Annotated in this window: 16 protein-coding genes; 5 read left to right on the plus strand and 11 right to left on the minus strand. The window is 65.3% G+C overall.

Features of this window, described 5'->3' with window-relative positions:
* Both PVU19_RS12145 and PVU19_RS12150 read right to left on the minus strand, forming a co-directional pair.
* Positions 1 to 1,119 carry a porin gene (locus PVU19_RS12145; RefSeq protein ID WP_082237507.1) on the minus strand — a complete coding sequence of 373 codons (1,119 nt, stop codon included), beginning with the start codon at positions 1,117 to 1,119 and terminating at the stop codon, positions 1 to 3.
* 217 nt (positions 1,120 to 1,336) lie between these two features.
* Positions 1,337 to 2,557, minus strand: coding sequence for a pyridoxal phosphate-dependent aminotransferase (locus tag PVU19_RS12150; RefSeq protein WP_050662267.1), 1,221 nt, complete (start codon positions 2,555 to 2,557; stop codon positions 1,337 to 1,339).
* A 164-nt stretch (positions 2,558 to 2,721) separates the two neighbouring features.
* On the opposite strand from PVU19_RS12150, the gene PVU19_RS12155 reads away from it, so the two are divergent.
* Positions 2,722 to 3,609, plus strand: coding sequence for a LysR family transcriptional regulator (locus PVU19_RS12155; protein ID WP_050662244.1), 888 nt, complete (start codon positions 2,722 to 2,724; stop codon positions 3,607 to 3,609).
* Between the two features lie 123 nt (positions 3,610 to 3,732).
* Positions 3,733 to 4,596 (plus strand): DUF2189 domain-containing protein, encoded by an 864-nt coding sequence (locus PVU19_RS12160; RefSeq protein ID WP_050662243.1) that lies wholly within the window; start codon positions 3,733 to 3,735, stop codon positions 4,594 to 4,596.
* Positions 4,597 to 4,866: 270 nt separating this feature from the next.
* Here PVU19_RS12160 and PVU19_RS12165 read toward each other — a convergent pair whose 3' ends face one another.
* From PVU19_RS12165 to PVU19_RS12175, 3 genes are all read right to left on the minus strand, one after another.
* Positions 4,867 to 6,873 carry a capsular polysaccharide biosynthesis protein gene (locus PVU19_RS12165; RefSeq protein ID WP_050662242.1) on the minus strand — a complete coding sequence of 669 codons (2,007 nt, stop codon included), beginning with the start codon at positions 6,871 to 6,873 and terminating at the stop codon, positions 4,867 to 4,869.
* Positions 6,870 to 8,018 (minus strand): polysaccharide biosynthesis/export family protein, encoded by a 1,149-nt coding sequence (locus PVU19_RS12170; protein ID WP_082237502.1) that lies wholly within the window; start codon positions 8,016 to 8,018, stop codon positions 6,870 to 6,872. Before PVU19_RS12170 ends, PVU19_RS12165 begins: the two co-directional genes overlap by 4 nt.
* Before the next feature lie 98 nt (positions 8,019 to 8,116).
* Positions 8,117 to 9,409 carry a capsule biosynthesis protein gene (locus PVU19_RS12175; protein ID WP_050662241.1) on the minus strand — a complete coding sequence of 431 codons (1,293 nt, stop codon included), beginning with the start codon at positions 9,407 to 9,409 and terminating at the stop codon, positions 8,117 to 8,119.
* 137 nt (positions 9,410 to 9,546) lie between these two features.
* Here PVU19_RS12175 and PVU19_RS12180 point away from each other — a divergent pair, with 137 nt between their 5' ends.
* The gene (locus PVU19_RS12180; RefSeq protein ID WP_050662240.1) at positions 9,547 to 10,134 is read left to right on the plus strand and encodes a riboflavin synthase; all 588 of its coding nucleotides are present in this window, start codon (positions 9,547 to 9,549) and stop codon (positions 10,132 to 10,134) included.
* A gap of 115 nt (positions 10,135 to 10,249) precedes the next feature.
* Here PVU19_RS12180 and mltG read toward each other — a convergent pair whose 3' ends face one another.
* The 5 genes from mltG to PVU19_RS12205 form a co-directional block, all read right to left on the minus strand.
* A complete protein-coding gene (gene mltG, locus PVU19_RS12185) occupies positions 10,250 to 11,410 on the minus strand; it encodes an endolytic transglycosylase MltG (RefSeq protein ID WP_050662239.1) in 1,161 nt (386 codons plus the stop codon).
* Positions 11,410 to 12,669, minus strand: coding sequence for a beta-ketoacyl-ACP synthase II (fabF, locus tag PVU19_RS12190; RefSeq protein WP_074787324.1), 1,260 nt, complete (start codon positions 12,667 to 12,669; stop codon positions 11,410 to 11,412). The genes mltG and fabF overlap by 1 nt, the downstream gene beginning before the upstream one ends.
* A 123-nt stretch (positions 12,670 to 12,792) precedes the next feature.
* The gene (locus PVU19_RS12195; protein WP_050662237.1) at positions 12,793 to 13,536 is read right to left on the minus strand and encodes a 1-(5-phosphoribosyl)-5-[(5-phosphoribosylamino)methylideneamino]imidazole-4-carboxamide isomerase; all 744 of its coding nucleotides are present in this window, start codon (positions 13,534 to 13,536) and stop codon (positions 12,793 to 12,795) included.
* A 170-nt stretch (positions 13,537 to 13,706) separates the two neighbouring features.
* A complete protein-coding gene (locus PVU19_RS12200; RefSeq protein WP_050662236.1) occupies positions 13,707 to 14,468 on the minus strand; it encodes an SDR family NAD(P)-dependent oxidoreductase in 762 nt (253 codons plus the stop codon).
* On the minus strand, positions 14,465 to 15,814 hold the full coding sequence (locus PVU19_RS12205; protein ID WP_050662235.1) for a UDP-glucose dehydrogenase family protein: 1,350 nt from the start codon (positions 15,812 to 15,814) through the stop codon (positions 14,465 to 14,467). Before PVU19_RS12205 ends, PVU19_RS12200 begins: the two co-directional genes overlap by 4 nt.
* Before the next feature lie 185 nt (positions 15,815 to 15,999).
* On the opposite strand from PVU19_RS12205, the gene glmM reads away from it, so the two are divergent.
* Entirely contained in the window at positions 16,000 to 17,340 is a 1,341-nt protein-coding gene (gene glmM, locus PVU19_RS12210; protein WP_050662234.1) for a phosphoglucosamine mutase, read from the plus strand.
* Positions 17,341 to 17,359: 19 nt separating this feature from the next.
* Here the strand turns inward: glmM and rnr are convergent, their stop codons facing one another.
* Entirely contained in the window at positions 17,360 to 19,618 is a 2,259-nt protein-coding gene (rnr, locus tag PVU19_RS12215) for a ribonuclease R (RefSeq protein ID WP_050662233.1), read from the minus strand.
* A gap of 178 nt (positions 19,619 to 19,796) precedes the next feature.
* Between rnr and PVU19_RS12220 the strand changes: the two genes are divergently transcribed.
* Entirely contained in the window at positions 19,797 to 20,369 is a 573-nt protein-coding gene (locus tag PVU19_RS12220) for a helix-turn-helix domain-containing protein (protein WP_050662232.1), read from the plus strand.
* Positions 20,370 to 20,373 lie beyond the last annotated feature (4 nt).

The following is a 20,373-nucleotide window of genomic DNA, read 5'->3' on the forward strand; positions in this document are numbered from 1 at the left end:
TCAGAAGCTCAGGTTGATCGCGGTTGCGACCACGTCGCCTTCGATCTTCCCACCAGTATTACCGTTGGTGGTTTCCTGATTGAAGTAGTACACGTCCCAGCTCACGCCAGCACCGAGGCTGCGCGACGCGGCCAGCTTGATGACGTCGTAGTCGCTGGAATCGACACCAGCACCGTTGTCGACTTCACCGAAATAGCCTTCGAGACCAACGGTCCAAGGGCCCGCGATGTCATATGCAACACCGACGCTCAGGCCCTCCTGATCACCAACGCCACCAACAGCACCGTTGTCATTCTCAGCGTAACCCACACCGAAGGTGAAGCCGCTGACGCTGATCGCTGCACCAAGACCCCAAGTTTCGGGATCGGACACGCCCGCAAGGTTAGAATCACCCGTGCCCCAACGGCCACCGAGGTCAATGTCAACGCCGTTGAACGACTGGCTGTAGCTCACACCAACGTCGAAGATGTCGGTGATGTTAGCAGCCGAATTAAAGTCCACCGGCGCGTTGTTCGACGCGTTACCAGCGTTGCTGGGCGCGTAGGACACACCAAGGGTCAGGCCGTTGAAGGACGGCGTGAAGTAGGTGATGCGCTGCACATCGTTGTTGCCGCCAACTTCAGTGTAGGACGACAGAGCCGCCTGACGGAAGCCGCCCGAACCGGTGACCGGAACGAAGGCCGAGGTCGAACGCGAGTTGATCGGCATGGAGCCAACCTGCGGCGCTGCAACCATCGAACGGTAGCCGGCCGAGTTCTCGGAGCCGAGGTCGATGCGGCCCAGCGTGTCGCTGGAGATGGTGACATACGATTCGTCGATGCCGTCCGTACCGCCGCCGCCGTTCAGTGCTTCCATCTGAACGTTGAAGCCGAAGGTCATGCCGTTGTCGAGCGTGACGGAGGGCGAGAAGATGATCTCGGAGTTTGTGAAGATGTTCACGCCATCATTGTCGACGCCAGGAAACAAAGCTTCATTAGCAGCATTGCGGTCGATGCTCGAGATACCGACGTTAGTGTTTGCGAAACCGCCCCAGTCCAGGTTCCATTCCTGGGCCGATGCCGGTGCGGCCATTGCGACGCCGAGTGCGATCGCGCTGGTGCTCAGAATTTGCTTTTTCAAGGGTGTCCCTCCTCATAAGCAGGTTTTTCGGATCCGCCGCACCAGTCATTGGACACGGCTTGGGCTATGAAATGCGCCAAGAGGGGTCAAACTGTCAACGCAACCTCCCCTGCTCTGGGGCATCCTGCCGGAGATGTGACGTCAAAACCACACCCCCTTTGCACAGGCCCTGAATGCCCGATGTGCAGCGAATGCGGCCCGCCGCGCCATCCTTTTGTTATGAAACGATTTGGCCCGCGCGCGATGCCGCCCCGGCCGTTTGCCCCGAAAGCGGCGCGGCATGCGCCACGATTCTCTCTATTGCGTGGTCGAATTGCGACTCGGGCACCGTCAGCGCGACCCTGACCCAGCCGTCCAGCGTGGCCCCGAACGACGCCCCCGGCATCACCGCCACGCCGGTCCGCTCCAGCAGGTCGAGGGCGTAATCCGTGCCGCTCATTCCGGTGGCCGAGACGTCGATCATCGCGAACATCCCCGCCTCGGGGCGATTGACCCGCAACCCGGTTGCCCGCTCCAGCCGGTCCGCCAGCCGCGCCGCGCGGGCCGCGAATCGCGCCCGCATGCCCGGTGCCACCGCCGATCCGGCGCGGATCGCCGCTTCGGTCATGTCCGCCAGAAACGGCTGATTCCCGAACAGCATCACCTCCGAAAGCGGCAGCAGCGCCTCGGTGAAGGCCTCCGGCCCGACGCACCAGCCGCTGCGAAACCCCGGCGCGGCGTGGCTCTTGGAAATCGACGAAACCGCGATCACCCGCTCCGCCAGATCCGGATCGGCAAGAGGCGAGGTGAAGTGCGCGCCGGCGAACACCATTTCCTCATAGACCTCGTCAGAGATGATCCACAGGTCATGCGCCCGCGCGACCGCGCCGATCGCGGCGATATCCCCGGCGCTCAGGATCGCGCCGGTGGGATTATGCGGCGTGGTCAGCAAAATCGCCCGCGATCTCGGCGTGATCTTCGCGGCCAGATCCTCCGCCGCCATGCGAAAGCCGCGCCCGGGGCGCAGCGGCACCGGCACCATCGTGGCCCCGGTCGCGCGAATGACGCCCTCGTAGGTGGCATACATCGGATCGCCCACCAGCACCTCGTCGCCCGCCTCGGCCAGCGCGCACATCACGGCATAAAGCGCGGTCTGCGTGCCGGGAAAGCACATCACCTGATCGGGGTTGAAGGAACGGCCCCGCGCCGCGGAATATCGCTCGGCCAGCGCCCGGCGCAGCCCGATCTCGCCGCGCCCGTCGGAATAGCCGGTGCGCCCGGCGCGCATCGCGCGGGTCGCGGCCTCGGTCAGGCTGTCAGGCGCGGGCACATCCGGCTCGCCGATGGTCAGACGGATGACGTCGCGCCCCTCCGCCGCCATTTCCGCGGCGCGGAAATGCACCGCCCATTTCGCCCCGCCCTGCCCCGCAAGCCGCTCCGTGACCGCCGAAAACCGCATGCCCTGCCCCTTTTCTCCTATCGTCTGCGCCGCGGGCAACTTGGCGCGCGCCATCCCCCGCCGCAAGCCGAAAGACCGGCGCGCAGGGGCATGGACTTTCACGCGCGCAGGGCACAGACTTCAACCAGAATGACGCTACCCCCGCGAAATCAAGGCTGGTTGAAATGTCCATCAAGATCGAGATGCTCCGCTGCTTTCGCACCGTGGCCGACCATGGCAGCCTCGCCGAGGCCGCCGCCGTGCTCGGGCGCACGCCCTCGGCGGTGTCGATGATGCTCAAGCAGTTCGAGGATCATATCGGCGCACCGCTCTTCGAGACCGCGCGCAAGTCGCGCCTCACCCCGCTTGGCGATCTGGTCCTGCACGAGGCCGGGCGCGGGTTGTCGCATTTCGACCGGACGCTGGCGGCCATCGAGGGGCTGTCGCGCGCCGAGCGCGGCCATGTGCGCCTCGCGGTCACACCCTCGGCGGCGCAGGTCATCATGCCGCCGGTGCTGGAGCGGTTCCTACGCGAGCGCCCCGGCGTGCGGATCGACCTCACCGACAGCGATTCCGCCACCGTGCAGCAGGAACTCATGGCCGAACGCGCCGATATCGGGCTGGCCAGCCTGCCGCCGATGCCGGGGCTGGAGCGCGATCTGCTGCTGACCGACGCGTTCGGTCTGGTCTGCCGCGCCGACGACCCGCTGGTTGAAACATGGCCCGCAGAGGGCTGGACCGCACTCGGGGACGCACCGTTCATCGCCAACGGGCTCTGCCAGTATATTTCCGACCCCGACTTTGCGCCGGTCCTATCCGCCGCGCCGCTGATGGTGCGCAACACCGCCTCGATCCTGAGCCTGGTGCGGGCGGGCGTCGGCGTGACGGTGCTGCCGGAACTCACTGTGCTGCCGGGCTATCGCGATCTGGCCTTTCTGCCCCTGCCGGGCCCGGGCGCAAGGCGCGAATTGTGGATGGCGACACAGCCCGCGCAGCTGATGACCCCCGCCGCCCTTGTGCTCGCCGAGGCGATCCGCAACGCCCATCCCGCCACCGCGCGCCGCGACGCCTGACAGGCTGTCGCCGAATCGTGAACTGGCCGTGGGGCACATGCGTGCTACATTGACGCATGCAAGGGTGCCACGGGCTCGGGCCCCTCCCGGCCCGCGCACGCCGCGATGAAAGGGAGGCCAAGCATGACACGAACCATCGGAAACCCCCTCAGCTGGATGGCGGATGCCGCCTTTGGCGCGGGCCGACACGCCGGTGCGGCCACCGACGCGCTGCGCGGCACGGTCAGCGCCCCACCGCAGGTACGCCGCCTTACCCTCGAAGATCTGAAATCTGCCCTGCGCAAGGGGCTGGACGATTTCACATCGCTGCGCAGCGACGTCATCTTCCTGATCGCGATCTACCCGATTCTCGGAATCGCACTGTCGCTGGTTGCCTTTCACATGGCGCGCCTGCCGATGCTCTTTCCGCTGGCGGCCGGATTCACGCTGTTGGGGCCGATGGTCGCCACCGGCCTCTACGAGATGAGCCGCCAGCGCGAGGCGACCGGACAGGCCGGCTGGGGCGCGGCATTTTCGGTGATGACCGCCCCTGTGATCGTGCCGGTGCTGGTCCTGGGGATGGTGCTGATGGGCATCTTCATCGCCTGGATGTTCGCCGCGAGCGTGATCTACAACGCCACGCTCGGGCCGCAGCCGCCTGCCTCGGTCGGCGGCTTTCTCGGCGATGTGCTGACCACGGCACAGGGCTGGACAATGATGGTGCTGGGCGTGGGCGTGGGGTTCGTGTTTGCCGGGGCAGTGCTGGTGCTCAGCATGATCTCGTTTCCGATGCTGATCGACCGGCGCGCCGGTGTCACGGTGGCAGTGCTTACCTCGGTGAAGGTGGCGCGGGAGAACCCGCGCATCGTGGCCATCTGGGGGCTTCTGGTGGCCGTGGTGATGGTGCTTGGCACCCTGCCCGCCTTTCTGGGCCTGGTGATCGTGCTGCCGGTTCTGGGTCATGCGACCTGGCATCTCTATCGCGCGGCGGTGCCAGGAGAGGCGTGACGCACGAGGGTCTGCCGAGGCTGAGAATGGCCTGGAGCTGCCGTTGGATTGAGGCACCTGCGCGATACGCGGTCGAAGACCGCCGCGCATCGACGGGCCGCCCCGACGGCACGGCGATTTGGCTGTAACCTGCGCATCGCGTGGATGTTTTCCTGACGTGGCAGAGATAAAGTTCTGCTGAACAGGCGTTGGATCGCCGTACCGCGGCCCGTCGATGCGCGGCTTGCGTCAACGGCAGCAACAGGCCAATAGCACCCCTCTTTAAGCCACCTACCGCCACCAATGCGCGTGGGTCGCAAACGCTCCCTGCAGCTTGGCCAGCAGGCGGTTGCCGCGCCCACCACGCGACAGCGGACCATGCGCGAGGCGCTCGACCATGATCTCGACCGGGCAGGCGCTACCTGTCACGGGGTCGAAATAGCGCGGATAGTCGATCAACGTCGCATGCACCAAGCCCGCCAGCGAGAGCCGCGCCAGGCGGCGTGGTGGCACGCGGCCCAAATCGCGTGTCAGGCCCCACCCCGCGTAGAACGGCGCACCTGTCGTGGTCACCGCCACGCCGCGCAACAGCGCCTCGAACCCCAGAAGCGAGGTCATCGTCCAGACCTCCTGCACCGCGCACAAAAGCGCCGCAGGATCACAGCCGGTGACGGTCATGTCCGCCAACCCCTCCGCCCCGATCGCACCGGGGCGCAGACCGGCCTCGACATCCGGGTGCGGCTTATAGAGTATCACTGCGTCCGGATTTTCGGCGCGCACCTTTTGCAAAAGCGCGAAGTTGCTGCGCACGTCGCCCGCCCCCAAGCGGATCGAGGCGTCGTCCTCCACCTGACCCGGCACCAGGATACGATGCCCCGGCGGCAAGTCGGGCGCGGCGGCCCCGAGGTTATACTTGCTCAGCCCGTCGCGGATCAGCGCCTTGATCAGCGCTTCGGCGCGCAGCACCTGATCGGGGCGCAGAACCGCACGTTCCATGATCAGCCGTTCAAGACGGCTCTCGCGCGACGGATCATAATAGATCCCAAGATCATCCAGCACCAGCGACAGGGGCGGCACCAGATCGGCCCCCAGCCCGCGCGAGCGCAGAAAGCCGTCCTCGACGCGCACCGCGCCCTCGGGCCCCACCTGCGGCGCCCAGACCATAGCGGGGCGATCCGCCCGTGCGGGTTTATCAAAGCTCAACGGCCTGTATCGGCCGAAAAACCGCCGCAACGGCGCGCGTTTCCAGAGGCGCATGCCATACGCGTCCCAGCCGTGGCGATCCTCGCGCCAGGCGCGGGTCTCTGCGGCCAGCGCCTCAATCGCTGTCTCGGCCTCGCATAAGCGGTCACGGTGCGGATCATACCAGGTGGGATAGAGCAGCATGGAACCCGCAAACAGCTGTGCCTTGCTGAGGCTGCGGCCCCGGCGCGACAACGCGTGAGGGTGCCGATCCTCGGTCAGGCCCCAGCCGGCGTAGAACGGCTGGCCAAAGACCTGCGGGCGGTGCCCCGCATAGATCGCCTCGAACCCCAGTTGGGAGGTGACGCAATAAACCGCGATAGCCCCCTCCATCAGCGCCCATGGGCTGACCGGATCGTTGAAAAGCCGCACCCTGTCGCTCTCATCCGCGGCCGCGAAATAGCCCGCGCGATGGCCCTGTGATGTCTCGGGATGGGTCTTAATCAGGATGCGCGCACCGGGGTTTTCCTCCTGCGCCCAATAGAGCATTTCGCGAAACGTGTTGGCATCCGCGCCACCATGGGTGACCGAGGCGTCGCCCCGCGTCTGGTCTATCACCAGCACGTAGCCCGGATCGGGACAGGACAGCGCCGGATCAAAGCCGGTATATTTCGACAGATGCGCCTCTTGCATCCGGGCGATACCGCCGCGCGCGCGGTCCAGCAGCGCGGTGTCGTCAAAGGGGTGCGTCGCGAGGATATGTTCCAGATCCGATGGCCCGCTCGCATCGAAATAGATGCCCCGGGTGTCGATCACCAACCCCAGAGGCGGGCTGCCCGCACGCCCCGGAAAAAGCGAGCGCAGGAACGCATCCTCGATACGCAAGAGCCCGGCGCCGGTGCGCGCGGCCATCGCTTCTCCCCGCGCGGCATAGGGGCTGCGCCCCCAGACCGCGATCAGGTCATCCGATGTAGGCACCCCAAGTCGAAGGTCATACCCGGCCAATGCCAGAATGCGCCGCACCCGCGCCTGTCGCAGAAACCCCACGTTGAAATAGAAAACCCGCCGGGAGGAGTGTTCCCCCCCGGCGGGTCGATGCGCGTGTGACTGCGTCAAAAGTCCCCTGAGAGGGTGCTGGATGCCGTCGAGACAGAGCCGATCGCCCCGAGCGTCCCGGTCAGCGCGGCAATGACCTTGGACCATTGCGTGAACGGTGCCTCGGTCACATAGATCGTATCGTCGTCGCGGACCGCGAAATCCCGGGCCATGAACATGCCGTTGGGCTTGGTCAGGTCGAGCACGTAGACCAGACGCTGCGCGCCCACCAGATCATCGCGTCCAAGCACCTGGTTCGCGATCTCCGCCGGTTCGTTGCGCAAGACGAACAGCCCGCGCGGATCGGCCGCCGATGTGGTCAGGCCACCGACCTGTGCAATCGCTTCGAGCGCGCTCAGCGTCTGGGTGTCGAACGTGACGCGCGCCTGCGTGCCGGTGGCGCCCAGCGCGGTATAGGACCGGGTATCGGATTCCACGAGAATGCGATCACCGCCGCGCAGGGCGATGTCGAAATCCGGATGCTTGAACAGATCCTGGAACCAGACCTTGGAGCGCTGATCGCCACGAATGACGGTGATCTGCGCCACTTCCGGTTCAATCGCGATGCCGCCCGCCGCCGCGATCATCGCCGATAGCGTGCGCGTCGGGGCCTCGATCGGATAGACGCCCTGCCCACCGACCGCACCGCTGATCGCCACGGTCGAGCCGTTGCCCGCCAGACGGCGCACCTCGACCTGCGGATCGGGGGTCTGCTGATCGAGTTTTTCGGTGATCACCCGGCGCACGCCTTCGGGCGTATTGCCCGCCGCACGAATGCGGCCCGCATAGGGAACGAAGATAAAGCCGGACCCATCGACCTGCACCTCTTCGAGGATGGTCTGGTTCGACGTCTCGCCCGCCAGGAGCCCGTCATCGACGTTCTCCCAGATCGTCAGGCCAAGCGTGTCGCCGGGGCTGATCGTGTCCGACCCCAGAAGGCCTGCATTCTTGAACGCGTCGGTAAAGCCGAGCGCGGGCTGCACGGCGGTGGCCCGCGTCACCCGGTCATTGACCGATACGACAAAGGCATCGCCCTGCCGCTGCACCGAACCGGCGTAGATTTCTCGCTTGTTGGGGCCCACGCGGGGCAACGCGCATCCGGCCAGGATCAAGACGATCGCCAGTAGCGCGACGGGCTTCGCCCATCGGGTATGTCGGGATATCACTGCTCGGTCTCCTCGACCTGTTATTGTTCTGCCTCAGTTCTTTTTTTGCCAAGTTACCGGAGTTGCATCCCAAAATCCAGCTTTTGTGTGCCCCTGCGTCAGGGGACCAGCCGCAACTGTTGCCGTGGTGCCGCGGTGCCCCGGCTGAGCGCGTCATAGGGATCATTCGGGGCAAGCATCATGTCGACCACCTGCCGCAGCACCTGCCTGCGCCCGCGCGAGGAATAAAACCCGCCCGCGATCTGGCTGGTTTCCAACAGGAACCGGCGGTAATCTGCATAGGCGCTCCGGTCCGGACGCTCTGCCCCGGCGAAGAAATCGCGCAGCGGCTTGGTCGAGACGAATTGCGGCTTGGCATAGACCGCCTGCCCGAAGGTGCGCAACGGAATGCCTCGCCAGAGCACCTGTTGTGCGGCGGTGGAATTGACCGTGACAGCCGAGCGGGCCTCGTCCAGCAGCCGCGCCAGCTTGCCGCCACGCAGGTAATGCACGCGGCCCTGCAGCCCTTGCAGCCGGATCAGACGGCGCAGCGTGGCGCGAATGGGGGCACGCCCGTCCTCCAGCGGATGCGCCTTGATCACCAGATGATGATGCGGCGGCGCACCCCGTGCAAAGCCGTCGATCACCGCCTCGAGAAATTCAGAGACCGTGGAGAATGGCGAATGCGCCTGGAACGACGCGTCATGCTCCAGTTGCAACAACACGACGTGATAGGGAAAGCCGCCGGTGCGGACGCGCCGCGTGGTGATGCGTCGCTCGATTGCCTGCACCGGCATCAAGAGCAGCCGCTTGAGATAAAGCGAGAATTCCTGTCCCACGCTGAGGCCGCGATGCGGGCGAAATCCGCGATACCGCTGGTTCAGGAACAGCACGCAGCCATGATAAAGCGCACCGTAAAAGATGTGCTGACGCATGTCTCCCCAGCTTGCCGGGGGCATGGCAGCGTCCATGTCGGACTGCGCCAGCGCCGCGCGCATCTCGGGCACACTCATCTCCATCAGGCGTGAATTGCCGTTGGTGCCGCCACGCTCATAGGTCACCCAGTAGGGGCGCATGTAGCCTTCCTCGAAAACATGCACCGTCACCCCCGCCGCACGCGCGATCTCGACCGCCTGCGCATGGATCGGGCGGGTGTCGCCATAAAGCACGATATCGGTGATGGATTTTTCCGCGATCAGACTGCGCAGCGTCTCGGGCCAGTCCTCGGCCCGCCCGCGATAGGCGATATAACGCGTCGCGTCGCGCCAGAACATGCCGTCGCCCGCATTGAAGCCGACGCGCCAGACATCGACGCCCGCGCGTCGCAGCATCTCACCTAGCCGGTGAAAGAACGGCCCGTGCGGCCCCTGAAGAAACAGGAACGCGCGGCCTGTGCCGGTCAGCCCTGACATCGTCTACGCAGCCCCTCACGTTGATTTTCGCCTTGATAGCCTGAAATCCTGGCGAAAATAAGCCCCGTTTGACGGCGCGGCTTGTCTTGGCCGCGGTGCGAGGCTAGGTCCGGAGCACAGCAGAGGGAGAGCCGCACATGTTCACAGGGATCATCACCGATATGGGCCGTATCCGTGCCATCGAGCAGCGCGGCGACATGCGCGCGCGGATCAGCACAGGCTACGACACCGCGAAGATCGAGATCGGTGCCTCGATCGCCTGTGATGGCGTATGCCTGACGGTGGTCGGTCTGGGGCCTGACTGGTTCGACGTGGATATCTCCGCCGAGACGGTGTCGAAGACCAACCTCTCCACCTGGGCCAAGGCCAAGCGCGTCAATCTCGAGCGCGCGCTCAAGGTCGGTGACGAGTTGGGCGGGCATATCGTGTCGGGACATGTCGACGGGCTCGCCGAGGTGGTGGACCTGCGCGACGAGGGCGACAGCACCCGCGTCACCCTGCGCGCGCCCGAAGACCTCGCGAGGTTCATCGCGGCCAAGGGATCCGTGGCGCTGAATGGCACGTCGCTTACCGTGAACGAGGTCGCGGGCCGCGAGTTCGGCATCAATTTCATCCCGCATACCAAGCAAGTTACGACATGGGGCGACGTCGCCGTGGGCGACCGGGTCAATCTGGAGATCGACACGTTGGCGCGCTATGTCGCCCGGCTGGCCGAGGCGGGATAAGCGCGGACTGAACGGGCATTTGGGGCCTGTTGCTGCCGTTGCCGTGAGCCGCGCGAAACGCACCGAAGGTGCTATGTCCGCTGAAGGCCAAAATTACCCTCGCTCACCGTCCGGTTCAGTTCCCGGCCCGCTCCGCCTCGATTTCGCGCCAGCGCGCGACGTTGCGGTTATGCTCGGCCAGCGTTTCAGCAAAGGCATGCCCGCCGCTGCCATCGGCCACGAAGAATACGTAATCCGTGCTGTCGGGATCGACCGCCGCCTCGATGCTCGCGCGGCCGGGATTGGCGATTGGCGTGGGCGGCAGCCCCTCGATCACATAGGTGTTCCACGGCGTCGCCCCGCGCAATTCGCTCTGACGCAATCCGCGCCCCAGCACGCCGCGCCCCTCGGTGATGCCGTAGATCACCGTCGGGTCGGTTTGCAGGCGCATGCCGCGCTCCAGCCGGTTGACGAAGACGCTCGCCACCTGACGCCGCTCCTCGGCAACACCAGTCTCTTTTTCGATGATCGAGGCGAGGATCAGTGCCTCCTCGGCGCTGTCGAGCGGCAGCCCCTCGGCACGGCCCTCCCAAGCGGCGGCAAGGATAACGGCCTGTGCCTCGGCCATGCGGGTGAGCACGCTTTCGCGGCTATCGCCTGCGCGCACCTCATAGCTGTTTGGCGCGAGCCTGCCCTCGGCGGGCACCTCCTCCACGTCGCCTTCCAGCACGTCGACGACTTTCAGCCCTTCGACCACCTGCCAACTGGTGATCCCCTCGGCAAAGGCGATGCGATAGCGTGTGTCGGCCTGATCGCGCACCCGTTCGAATATCGCGGGCGCGCTGACCTCCTCAGCCATCGGATCAAAGGCAGCACGCTCCTCGTAGCGCCCCGTGGCGGTATCCAGTTCGCGCACCACGACCTCTGCCGATGTCACGCCGATCCGGTAAACCACCTCGGTGCCACAACTGCTGGCCCCGCCCCGGGTGATGATGTCGGTGATATCCGACATGCTGGCCCCCTGCGGAATAAGCCAGCTCCCGGCCTTCAGATCACTGGATTTCTCGGCATAATCCGCGCCGATGCGAAAGATCGCGCCGCTGGTGACCGCGCCCTCGCTTTCCAGCTTGCGCGACACGATGCGCATGTTGCTGCCCGGCTCCACTCGCAGGCAGATCGGATCACCATGCGGACCTTGGGCTGTGTACTGGCTTTGCCCCCAGAGGATCACCCCCCCCAGCAGGAACACCACCACCACCAGAAGCGTCAGGAAGTTCGAGGCGATATGACGCCACATCAGCGCGGCTTCCCAAGCACCAGCGCGGCATTGGTGCCGCCAAAGCCGAAGCTGTTCGACAACGCCACGTCGATCTTGCGCTCGCGCTTGGCATTGGGCGCAAGATCGAGCGGCGTTTCGACTGCGGGGTTGTCGAGATTGATCGTCGGCGGGGCCACCTGATCGCGGATCGCGAGGATCGAGAAAATCGCCTCGACCGCGCCAGCCGCCCCCAGCAGATGACCAACCGAGGACTTTGTCGAACTCATCGTGGCCTTGCCCGCCGCATCGCCCAACAGGGTCTCCACGGCTTTCAGTTCGATCGTGTCGGCCATGGTCGAAGTGCCATGTGCGTTTATGTAATCGATATCCGACGGCTCCATGCCGGCATTGCGCAGCGCCGACCGCATCGCCCGCAGCCCGCCATCGCCATCCTCGGATGGAGCGGTGATGTGATAGGCATCGCCCGACAGCCCGTACCCCAGCACCTCGGCATAGATCTTGGCGCCGCGTGCCTTGGCATGCTCGTATTCCTCGAGCACCACAACGCCCGCGCCTTCGCCCATGACGAACCCGTCGCGCTCCACGTCATAGGGGCGGCTGGCACCTTGCGGGTCATCGGCACGCTTGGTCGAGAGCGCCTTGCAGGCATTGAATCCGGCAATCCCGATCTCGCAGATCGAGGCCTCGGCCCCGCCAGCGACCATGACGTCGGCATCTCCGAACATGATCAGCCGTGCCGCGTCACCAATCGCATGCGCACCCGTCGCGCAGGCGGTCACCACCGAATGGTTCGGGCCCTTGAAGCCGTAGCGGATGCTCACCTGCCCGCTGATCAGGTTGATCAGCGCACCAGGGATGAAGAACGGCGACACGCGGCGCACGCCCTTGTCACGAATGATATTCGCGGTCTCCTCGATCGAGCGCAGACCGCCGATGCCTGAGCCCATCATCACGCCCGTGCGTTCGAGGCTTTCGGCATCGTCGGGCATCCAGCCCGCGTCCTCGACCGCCTGTTGCGCGGCGGCCAGTCCGAACAGGATGAAATGGTCCACCTTGCGGCGTTCCTTGGGCTCCATGTAGTGGTCGGGGTCGAACGTGCCGTCACTGCCATCGCCATAGGGCACTTCGCATGCGTATTTCGTGATCACGTTCACCGGATCGAATCGAGTGATCGTTCCGGCCCCGGACTGCCCGTCCAGAAGTCTGCTCCAGCTTTTTTCGACCCCATCGGCCAATGGGGTCACCAGACCCAGACCCGTGACAACGACACGCCGCATCATGCTGCCCTTTCTCGTTCGTTCGTTCGCCGCTCTTACCCCGGGTTGACCCCAAGGGGCAAGAGCGGCGAGGGCTGCGCGCAAGCGTCTGCCGGTTTCAAACCTCGCACATGCGCTTCCGGGTTACTGGAATTCGGCGGTCGGTTCCGGTGCCGGGCGCGCCACGGCCAGCGCCTCGGACAGATCAACGTCTTTCGACAACAGCGCCCGGCCGATCAGGGCACCCGCAATATTGGGGATGTAGCGCAGGCGCGCCACGTCATCGACGCTGCGCACCGTGCCGCGCGCCATGACCTGCTGACGGGTCTTGGCCGCAAGGCCGGAGATGACCCCGAGGCTGCCGTCGCTGTCCTCGATATCGGCGTCGATGTCGGTGATGATGATTCCCGCCAAGGGCACACCGTCGAAGGCGCGGATGAAATCATCGGCCCCGAACGCACTGGTCGAGCGCCAACCATCGCTCATCAGCTGACCCTGATAGACATCGACCGCAACGACGATCTGGTCGGGGTGATACTTGGCCAGTTCCTTGACGCCCTCGGGGTCCTGAATGGCCATCGTGCCCAGCACGATCCGGCCGGCACCCTTGTCGATCCAGCGGCTCGCCGCCTCGCGCGACCGGAACCCGCCGCCCAATTGCACTGGGATGCCCACGGCGCGGATGATCTCCTCGATCAGCGCCGCATCATCGCCCTCGCCACGCAGACCGTTCATGTCGGTGAGATGCATCCATTCGGCCCCGGCCTGTACGAATCCGCGCGCGGTCTCGACCGGATCGACATGCCAGATCACCGGCTCGTCGAGCCGACCGCGCGTGAGGCTCACGCATTTGCCATTGAGAATTTCCAGAGTCGGATAGAGGATCATCGTCAGGCCCCTTGTCAGGTAAAGCCCCCGGCGGATGTGCCGGGACGGGCCATTCCTGCACGCGCTTGCGGGCATGCGCTGTTCTCAAATCGGCATCATAGCCGCTGTTCGCGCCGCGCACGCGCGGGTTGCACCGTAAAACGATGCAGGCCAAAGGGCGCGTCCAGACCTCAGCCGCGCAGCGATGGCAGGCCGATCCCCGTAGCCTCGAACCCGCCATCTACAGCGATAATCTGACCGGTGACGTAGCTGGCTTTCTCCGAGCACAAAAAGCAGATCACATTCGCGAGTTCCTCCTCGGTGCCGTAGCGGTTCAGCGGGATCGCATCGTGATAGGCAGCGATGATGTCGGGCGTATGCACCGCCATGGCCAGCTTGGTGGCCACCGGACCGGGACAGACGCAATTGGCGCGCACGCCGAACTCGCCCAGCTCGGCGGCCTGCTGCAGGGTCAGGTGCTTCACCGCCGCCTTGGAAGTGCCATAGGCCACCCGCAGCGTCGAGGCGCGCAGGCCCGAGATGGATGCGATATTGACGATTGCTCCACGCGCGGCACAGAGCGCCTCGCGCAGCGCCTGCGACATCAGGAACACGCCGTCGAGATTGGTTTCCATGACAGTGCGCCAGCGGGCGAAATCGGTTTCGGCAAGGGGTCCGAAATCGGCCACACCGGCATTGTTCACCAGCGCATCCACGCGGTCAGTGGTCTCGGCGAGATAGGCGGCCATCTGATCGACCTGCCCGGGCTGCGACACATCGCAGACCACCGGATCGACACCCGCGAGCGGCGCGGCTGCCTCCTCCAGCGCGGGGGCGTCCCGGTCGATCATCACCACGCGCCAGCCCTCGGCCAGGAACGCCCGCGTGGTGGCAAGACCAATCCCGCGCGCCGCGCCGGTGACGACGGCGGTCTTTTGTGCTGCACCGCTCATGTCGCGGTCTGTCCGGTCTCTGCCGGGTCACGGCGAAAGCCTGTGCGTCCGACGCTCTCATAGGCGTCGAACCCAGCGCGCCGCGCATCGCGCGACGAGTAGATATTGCGCAGGTCAGCCATGCGCGGTGTCGCCATCTTGCGCGCCATGCGGTTGAGATCGAGTGCGCGAAACTCGTTCCATTCGGTCAGGATCACCAGCAGATCGGCGTTGTGCGCGGCCTTGTAGGGGTCGTCCTGCCAGATCACACCCGGAAGCAGCGCCTCGCCCTCGCGTTGGCCTTGCGGATCGCAGACCCGGACCTTGGCCCCGCCTCCGACCAGTGCGGGGATGATGGTCAGCGACGGCGCATCGCGCATGTCGTCGGTATTGGGCTTGAAGGTTACACCCAGCACCGCGATCGTTTTACCGTTGAACGTGTCGTCGCAGAGATCCAGCAGCTTGTCGATCATCCGGCGCTTGACCTCTTCATTGACGGTGATGACCTTCTCGGTGATCTGCATGGGCAGACCATGGTCCTGCCCGATCCGCGCCAGTGCCTTGGTATCCTTGGGAAAACAAGAGCCGCCATAGCCCGGGCCCGCATGGAGGAACTTGTTGCCGATGCGTCCGTCTAACCCGATGCCATGCGCCACTTTCTTGACATCCGCACCGGTGCGCTCACACAGCGCCGCGATCTCGTTGATGAAGGTGATCTTCGTGGCGAGGAACGCGTTGGCCGCGTATTTGATCATCTCGGCGCTTTCGAGATCGGTGGTAACGATCGGAAAATCGCGCAGGTAGAGCGGGCGGTAGATCTCGGCCATGACCTCTGCCGCACGATCGGTCTGCACGCCCACGACCACGCGGTCGGGCTTCATGAAATCGTCGAGCGCGGCGCCCTCGCGCAGGAACTCCGGGTTTGAGGCCACGTCGAATTCGAGGGCGGGATTGGCTTTTTTCACCGCCTGTTTGACGGCTCGGTTAGTGCCCACCGGCACGGTAGACTTGGTGACGATCACCACATAGTCCTTGGCGGCGCGCGCGACCTCTTCGGCGGCGGCCATCACATAGGTCAGATCCGCATGCCCGTCGCCGCGCCGCGTCGGCGTGCCCACGGCGATGAACACCGCCTCGGCCCCATCGATGGCCGTCTCCAGCTCGGTGGTGAACCGCAGCCGTCCGGCCTCGACATTCTTCGCCATGAGCGTATCGAGTCCCGGCTCGAAAATCGGCACTTCGCCGCGCTCCAGCATGGCGATCTTTTCGGGGTTCTTGTCGAGACAGACCACGTCATGCCCGAAGTCCGAAAAACACACCCCCGAGACAAGCCCGACATACCCCGTCCCGATCATCGCGATCTTCATGACCCCTGCCCTCGCTGCTCTATCACTTTTTATTCGGTATGCGCGGCTGGGGCGGCCCTGTCAATTGATCCGGCGATGCCCCGCCAAGCGGTGTTGCAAGGATTGGACAGGCCCCGCCTGCCGCGCTATGAGGCGCATACCGGGTCGGCTCCGCCGTGCAAGTCATTACTCAGGAGAAGTCACTTATGAGCAAGAAATTATTTGGCACCGATGGCGTGCGCGGGCTAGCCAATAGCTGGCCGATGACCGCCGACATGGCGCTGCGTCTCGGCGCGGCTGCGGGGCGCTATTTCCGGCAGGACAAGCAGGAACACCGGGTGGTGATCGGCAAGGATACGCGCCTCTCGGGGTACATGCTGGAATATGCGCTCACCGCCGGGTTCACCTCGACGGGGATGAACGTGTTTCTTCTGGGGCCAGTGCCGACCCCGGCCATCGGCTATCTGACCCATAGCCTGCGGGCCGATGTGGGGGTGATGATCTCGGCCAGCCACAACCCTGCCTCTGATAACGGGATCAAACTCTTTGGTCCCGATGGCTACAAGCTGAGCGACGAGGCCGAGGCCGCTATCGAAAAGCTGCTCAACGAGGGGGTGACGCCGTCAGCCCCGCAGCATATCGGCCGAGCGCGCCGCGTCGATGACGCACGCGGGCGCTACGTGGAATATGCCAAGACGACCTTTCCAAATCGCCGTCGGCTCGACGGGCTGCGCATTGTGGTGGATTGCGCCAATGGTGCCGCCTATCGCACCGCACCGGAGGTTCTGTGGGAACTGGGCGCCGAGGTCATACCCATGGGGGTAGAGCCCGACGGCTTCAACATCAACCTCAACTGCGGCTCCACCCGGCCCGAGGCCGCCGCGCGCAAGGTGCTGGAAACACGCGCCGATCTTGGCATCTGCCTTGATGGTGACGCCGACCGCGTGGTGCTGATCGACGAGCAGGGCCGGGTCGCCGATGGCGATCAGTTCATGGCGCTGATCGCGACACGGTGGGCGCAGGAGGGGCGGCTTGCGGGCAATGCGCTGGTGGCGACGGTGATGTCCAATCTCGGGTTGGAACGGCATCTGAATGCACAGGGGATCGAGCTCAAGCGCACCCCGGTCGGCGACCGTCACGTGGTCGAGGCGATGCGCGCCGGCGGGCACAATCTGGGCGGCGAACAATCGGGCCATATCGTGATGACGGATTACGCCACCACCGGCGACGGGCTGATCGGGGCGCTTCAGTTTCTGGCCGCCATGGTCGAAACCGGCCAGCGGGCGAGCGATCTGGCACAGGTATTCAAACCGGTGCCGCAGCAATTGATCAATGTGCGCTTTGCCAAGGGCAAGACGCCGCTGAAAACCGATCTGGTCCAGACCGCGATGGCCGAGGCCGAAAAGGAACTGGGCCAGGACGGGCGCTTACTGATCCGCGAATCGGGCACCGAACCGCTGATCCGCGTGATGGCAGAGGCGCTCGACCCCGGGCTGCTGGACAAGGTGATGGACAAGGTGGTGGGCGCGGTCCGGCAGGAAAGCTGACGCCGCGCGGGCGGTTCACCTAGCCACGTTTGCGCGCCACCTTGCGCTTGGCCTTGGCAGCCTTGTGCTTGGCCGCCGCGTGCTTGCGCCGGGGCGACTTGCCGCGCCCGCTGCCACGCCCGCCCTTGGGCATCTGCTCGCCCTCAATGCTCACCAGGTCAAGCGCGATGCCGCCCGAGACCGGGAGCGCCTCGGCCAGCCGCACCGTCACGCGCTGCCCCAGCCCGATGGTCAGCCCGGTATCCGAGCCCATCAGCGTGCCGGCCTCGCGGTCGAAATGGAAGAATTCCCGCCCAAGGCTGCGCACCGGAATGAGACCGTCCGCGCCGGTTTCATCCAGCCGCACGAAGACACCGAACTTGGCGACGCCGCTGATCCGCCCAGAGAATTCCTCGCCCAGCCGTTCCGACAGGAAGGCCGCGAGATAGCGGTCATTGGTGTCGCGCTCGGCCATCATCGACCGGCGCTCGGTCTCGGAAATATGCTGCGCGGTGTTCTCTAATTGCTCGATTTCAGCCGGGCTCAGCCCGTCCTTACCCCAGCCATGCGCGGTGATCAGCGCGCGATGCACGATCAGGTCCGCATAGCGTCGGATCGGCGAGGTGAAATGCGCATAGGACTGCAACGCAAGGCCGAAATGCCCGAAATTCTGCGGCGCGTAATAGGCCTGCGTCATGGCGCGCAGGGTGGACATGTTGATGACCTCGGAATGGTCGGTGTCCTGAGCTGCATGCAACAGCGCGTTGAGATGCGCGGTGCGCAGCACCTGCCCCTTGGCCAGCACCAGCCCTGCCGCCTCGGCCACCTCGCGCAGGCTGTCGAGCTTTTCGGGGCTGGGTTCCTCGTGCACGCGGAAAAGCAGCGGCGATTTGCGACCCACCAGCGTCTCGGCGGCGGCCACATTGGCCAGCACCATGCATTCCTCGATCAGCTTGTGCGCGTCCAGCCGGTCGGCGAAATTGACCGACAAAACCTTGCCCTCGTCGCTCAGCACCACCTTGCGCTCGGGCAGGTCGAGGTCGAGCGGCTGCCGCTTGTGACGGGCCTTTCGCAGCGCGTCATGGGCGGCATAGAGCGGGCGGATCACCTCGTCCATCAGGGGGCCGCATTTGTCATCCGGTGCGCCGTCCATCGCGGCCTGAATCTGCTGATAGCTCAGCGAGGCAGCAGAGCGCATCAGACCACGCACGAAACGGTGCCCGACCTTCTCGCCGTGGGCGTCGATCTGCATCCGCACCGCCAGGCAGGCGCGCGGCACGCCTTCGTGCAGCGAGCACAGATCGCCCGACAGCCGGTCGGGCAGCATCGGCACCACCCGGTCGGGGAAGTAGCTGGAATTGCCGCGTTTTCTGGCCTCGGCATCGAGCGCCGAGCCAGGGCGCACGTAATGCGCCACATCGGCGATCGCGACCCAGATGACATGACCGCCCTCGTTCTTCGGGTCGTCATCGGCATGCGCCCAGACGGCATCGTCGTGGTCGCGCGCATCGGACGGGTCGATGGTAATGAGCGGCATGTCCCGGAGGTGGTCGCGGCCCTTGAGACCGGCGGGTTTCATGGCGTCGGCCTCGGCGATCACGTCGTCGGGAAACTCGTCCGGAATGCCGTGCTGATGGATGGCGATGAGCGACACCGCCTTGGGGGCAGAGGGATCGCCCAACCGCTCCAGCACCCGGGCTCGGGGCAGGCCGAGGCGGGTCTTGGGGCCGGCCTGTTCGGCCTCCACCAACTCGCCGTCCTGCGCGCCGCCGGTGGCGTCGCGGGGGACCTGCCATTCCTTGCCATCGCCCTTGTCGATGGGCACGATCCGGCCGCCTTCTTCGCTCTTGCGGAAAACACCCAATACTTTCCGAGGGTTGGCGCCAATGCGACGGATCAGACGGGCCTCGTAATGATGCGCCTCGGCCTTGACCTCCTGCAGGCGCGCAAGGATGCGGTCGCCTTCGCCCAAGGCCGGATCAGAGGCGCGGGGGATCAGCAGCACCACCGGCTCCACCCCTTCGCCCTGCCATTCGAGGGGCTTGGCCAGAAGCTCTCCATCCGGGGTCAACGCATTGATTTGCAATACAGATACCGGTGGCAGGCGGTCGGGGTCGCGATAGGTCTTCTTGCGCTTTTCGAGATGGCCTTCGTCCTCCAGCTCCTTCAGCAGGCGCTTGAGGTCGATCCGCGCAGCCCCCTTTATTCCAAAGGCCTTGGCGATATCGCGTTTCGCGGTGAGGGTCGGGTTGTCGGAGATCCATTCGAGGATTTCCGCCTTGCTGGGCATCTGGCTCATGGCTCGCACGTAGCACGATGCAGGCGGCGCGTCATCCGCGAAAACGGGGGCTGTATCACGTCGGTATCGCGTCGGTATTGCGTCAGTCCGACGGTCGCGCATGAATTAGAGATTGATTTTGTCACGGAATCGCCTCAGCGTGAAAATTATCGACGAATTTTCACGAGCCTCATCGCCCATGCATCAGTCCGACATCAAGCGCATGCAGAGCCTCGGCGCCGATCTGCGCGCCCTGCGCAAGGCCCGCGGGCTGACGCTGGCGGGGTTGGCGGGGCGGCTTGGCCGGTCGGTCGGCTGGCTGTCCCAGGTTGAGCGCGACCTGTCGGAGCCGTCGATCAGCGATCTGCGGCAGGTGGCCGAGGTGCTGGGCGTGCCGATGTCACTTTTGTTCGGGCATGCGAGCGCGCCCGCCGAGGAACAGGGCTACGTGGTGCGCGAGGGCGCGCGGCGTCCCATGGGCTCGGGCGAGGAAGGGCTGATCGAGGAATTGCTGTCGCCCGATCTGACCGACGAGTTCGAGGTGATCCATTCGACCTTCGGCCCCGGCTCGCAAATGCAGCGCCCGGCGCAGCGGCCCACGCAGGAGGTGGGCTATATCGTCTCGGGGTGGCTCGACCTGAAGATCGGCGAGCGGCGCTTCACCCTTGGCCCCGGCGACAGTTTCCGATTTCGCGGCGAGCCCTATTGCTGGGCCAACCCCTATGATGAGCCCTGCGTTGCGATCTGGGTGATCGCCCCGCCGGTCTATTGAGGGC

Origin of the sequence: Roseovarius tolerans (genome assembly GCF_028885395.1) — a bacterium.
GTDB classification, from domain to species: domain Bacteria; phylum Pseudomonadota; class Alphaproteobacteria; order Rhodobacterales; family Rhodobacteraceae; genus Roseovarius; species Roseovarius tolerans.

Coding starts and splice junctions, on each gene's coding strand:
- rnr (WP_050662233.1), bottom strand. CDS start 19,618: ATGAGCCAGATGCCCAGCAAGGCGGAAATCCTCGAATGGATCTCCGAC.
- PVU19_RS12180 (WP_050662240.1), top strand. CDS start 9,547: ATGTTCACAGGGATCATCACCGATATGGGCCGTATCCGTGCCATCGAG.
- PVU19_RS12195 (WP_050662237.1), bottom strand. CDS start 13,536: ATGATCCTCTATCCGACTCTGGAAATTCTCAATGGCAAATGCGTGAGC.
- fabF (WP_074787324.1), bottom strand. CDS start 12,669: ATGCGGCGTGTCGTTGTCACGGGTCTGGGTCTGGTGACCCCATTGGCC.
- PVU19_RS12205 (WP_050662235.1), bottom strand. CDS start 15,814: ATGAAGATCGCGATGATCGGGACGGGGTATGTCGGGCTTGTCTCGGGG.
- PVU19_RS12175 (WP_050662241.1), bottom strand. CDS start 9,409: ATGTCAGGGCTGACCGGCACAGGCCGCGCGTTCCTGTTTCTTCAGGGG.
- mltG (WP_050662239.1), bottom strand. CDS start 11,410: ATGTGGCGTCATATCGCCTCGAACTTCCTGACGCTTCTGGTGGTGGTG.
- PVU19_RS12155 (WP_050662244.1), top strand. CDS start 2,722: ATGTCCATCAAGATCGAGATGCTCCGCTGCTTTCGCACCGTGGCCGAC.
- glmM (WP_050662234.1), top strand. CDS start 16,000: ATGAGCAAGAAATTATTTGGCACCGATGGCGTGCGCGGGCTAGCCAAT.
- PVU19_RS12150 (WP_050662267.1), bottom strand. CDS start 2,557: ATGCGGTTTTCGGCGGTCACGGAGCGGCTTGCGGGGCAGGGCGGGGCG.
- PVU19_RS12200 (WP_050662236.1), bottom strand. CDS start 14,468: ATGAGCGGTGCAGCACAAAAGACCGCCGTCGTCACCGGCGCGGCGCGC.
- PVU19_RS12220 (WP_050662232.1), top strand. CDS start 19,797: ATGCATCAGTCCGACATCAAGCGCATGCAGAGCCTCGGCGCCGATCTG.
- PVU19_RS12160 (WP_050662243.1), top strand. CDS start 3,733: ATGACACGAACCATCGGAAACCCCCTCAGCTGGATGGCGGATGCCGCC.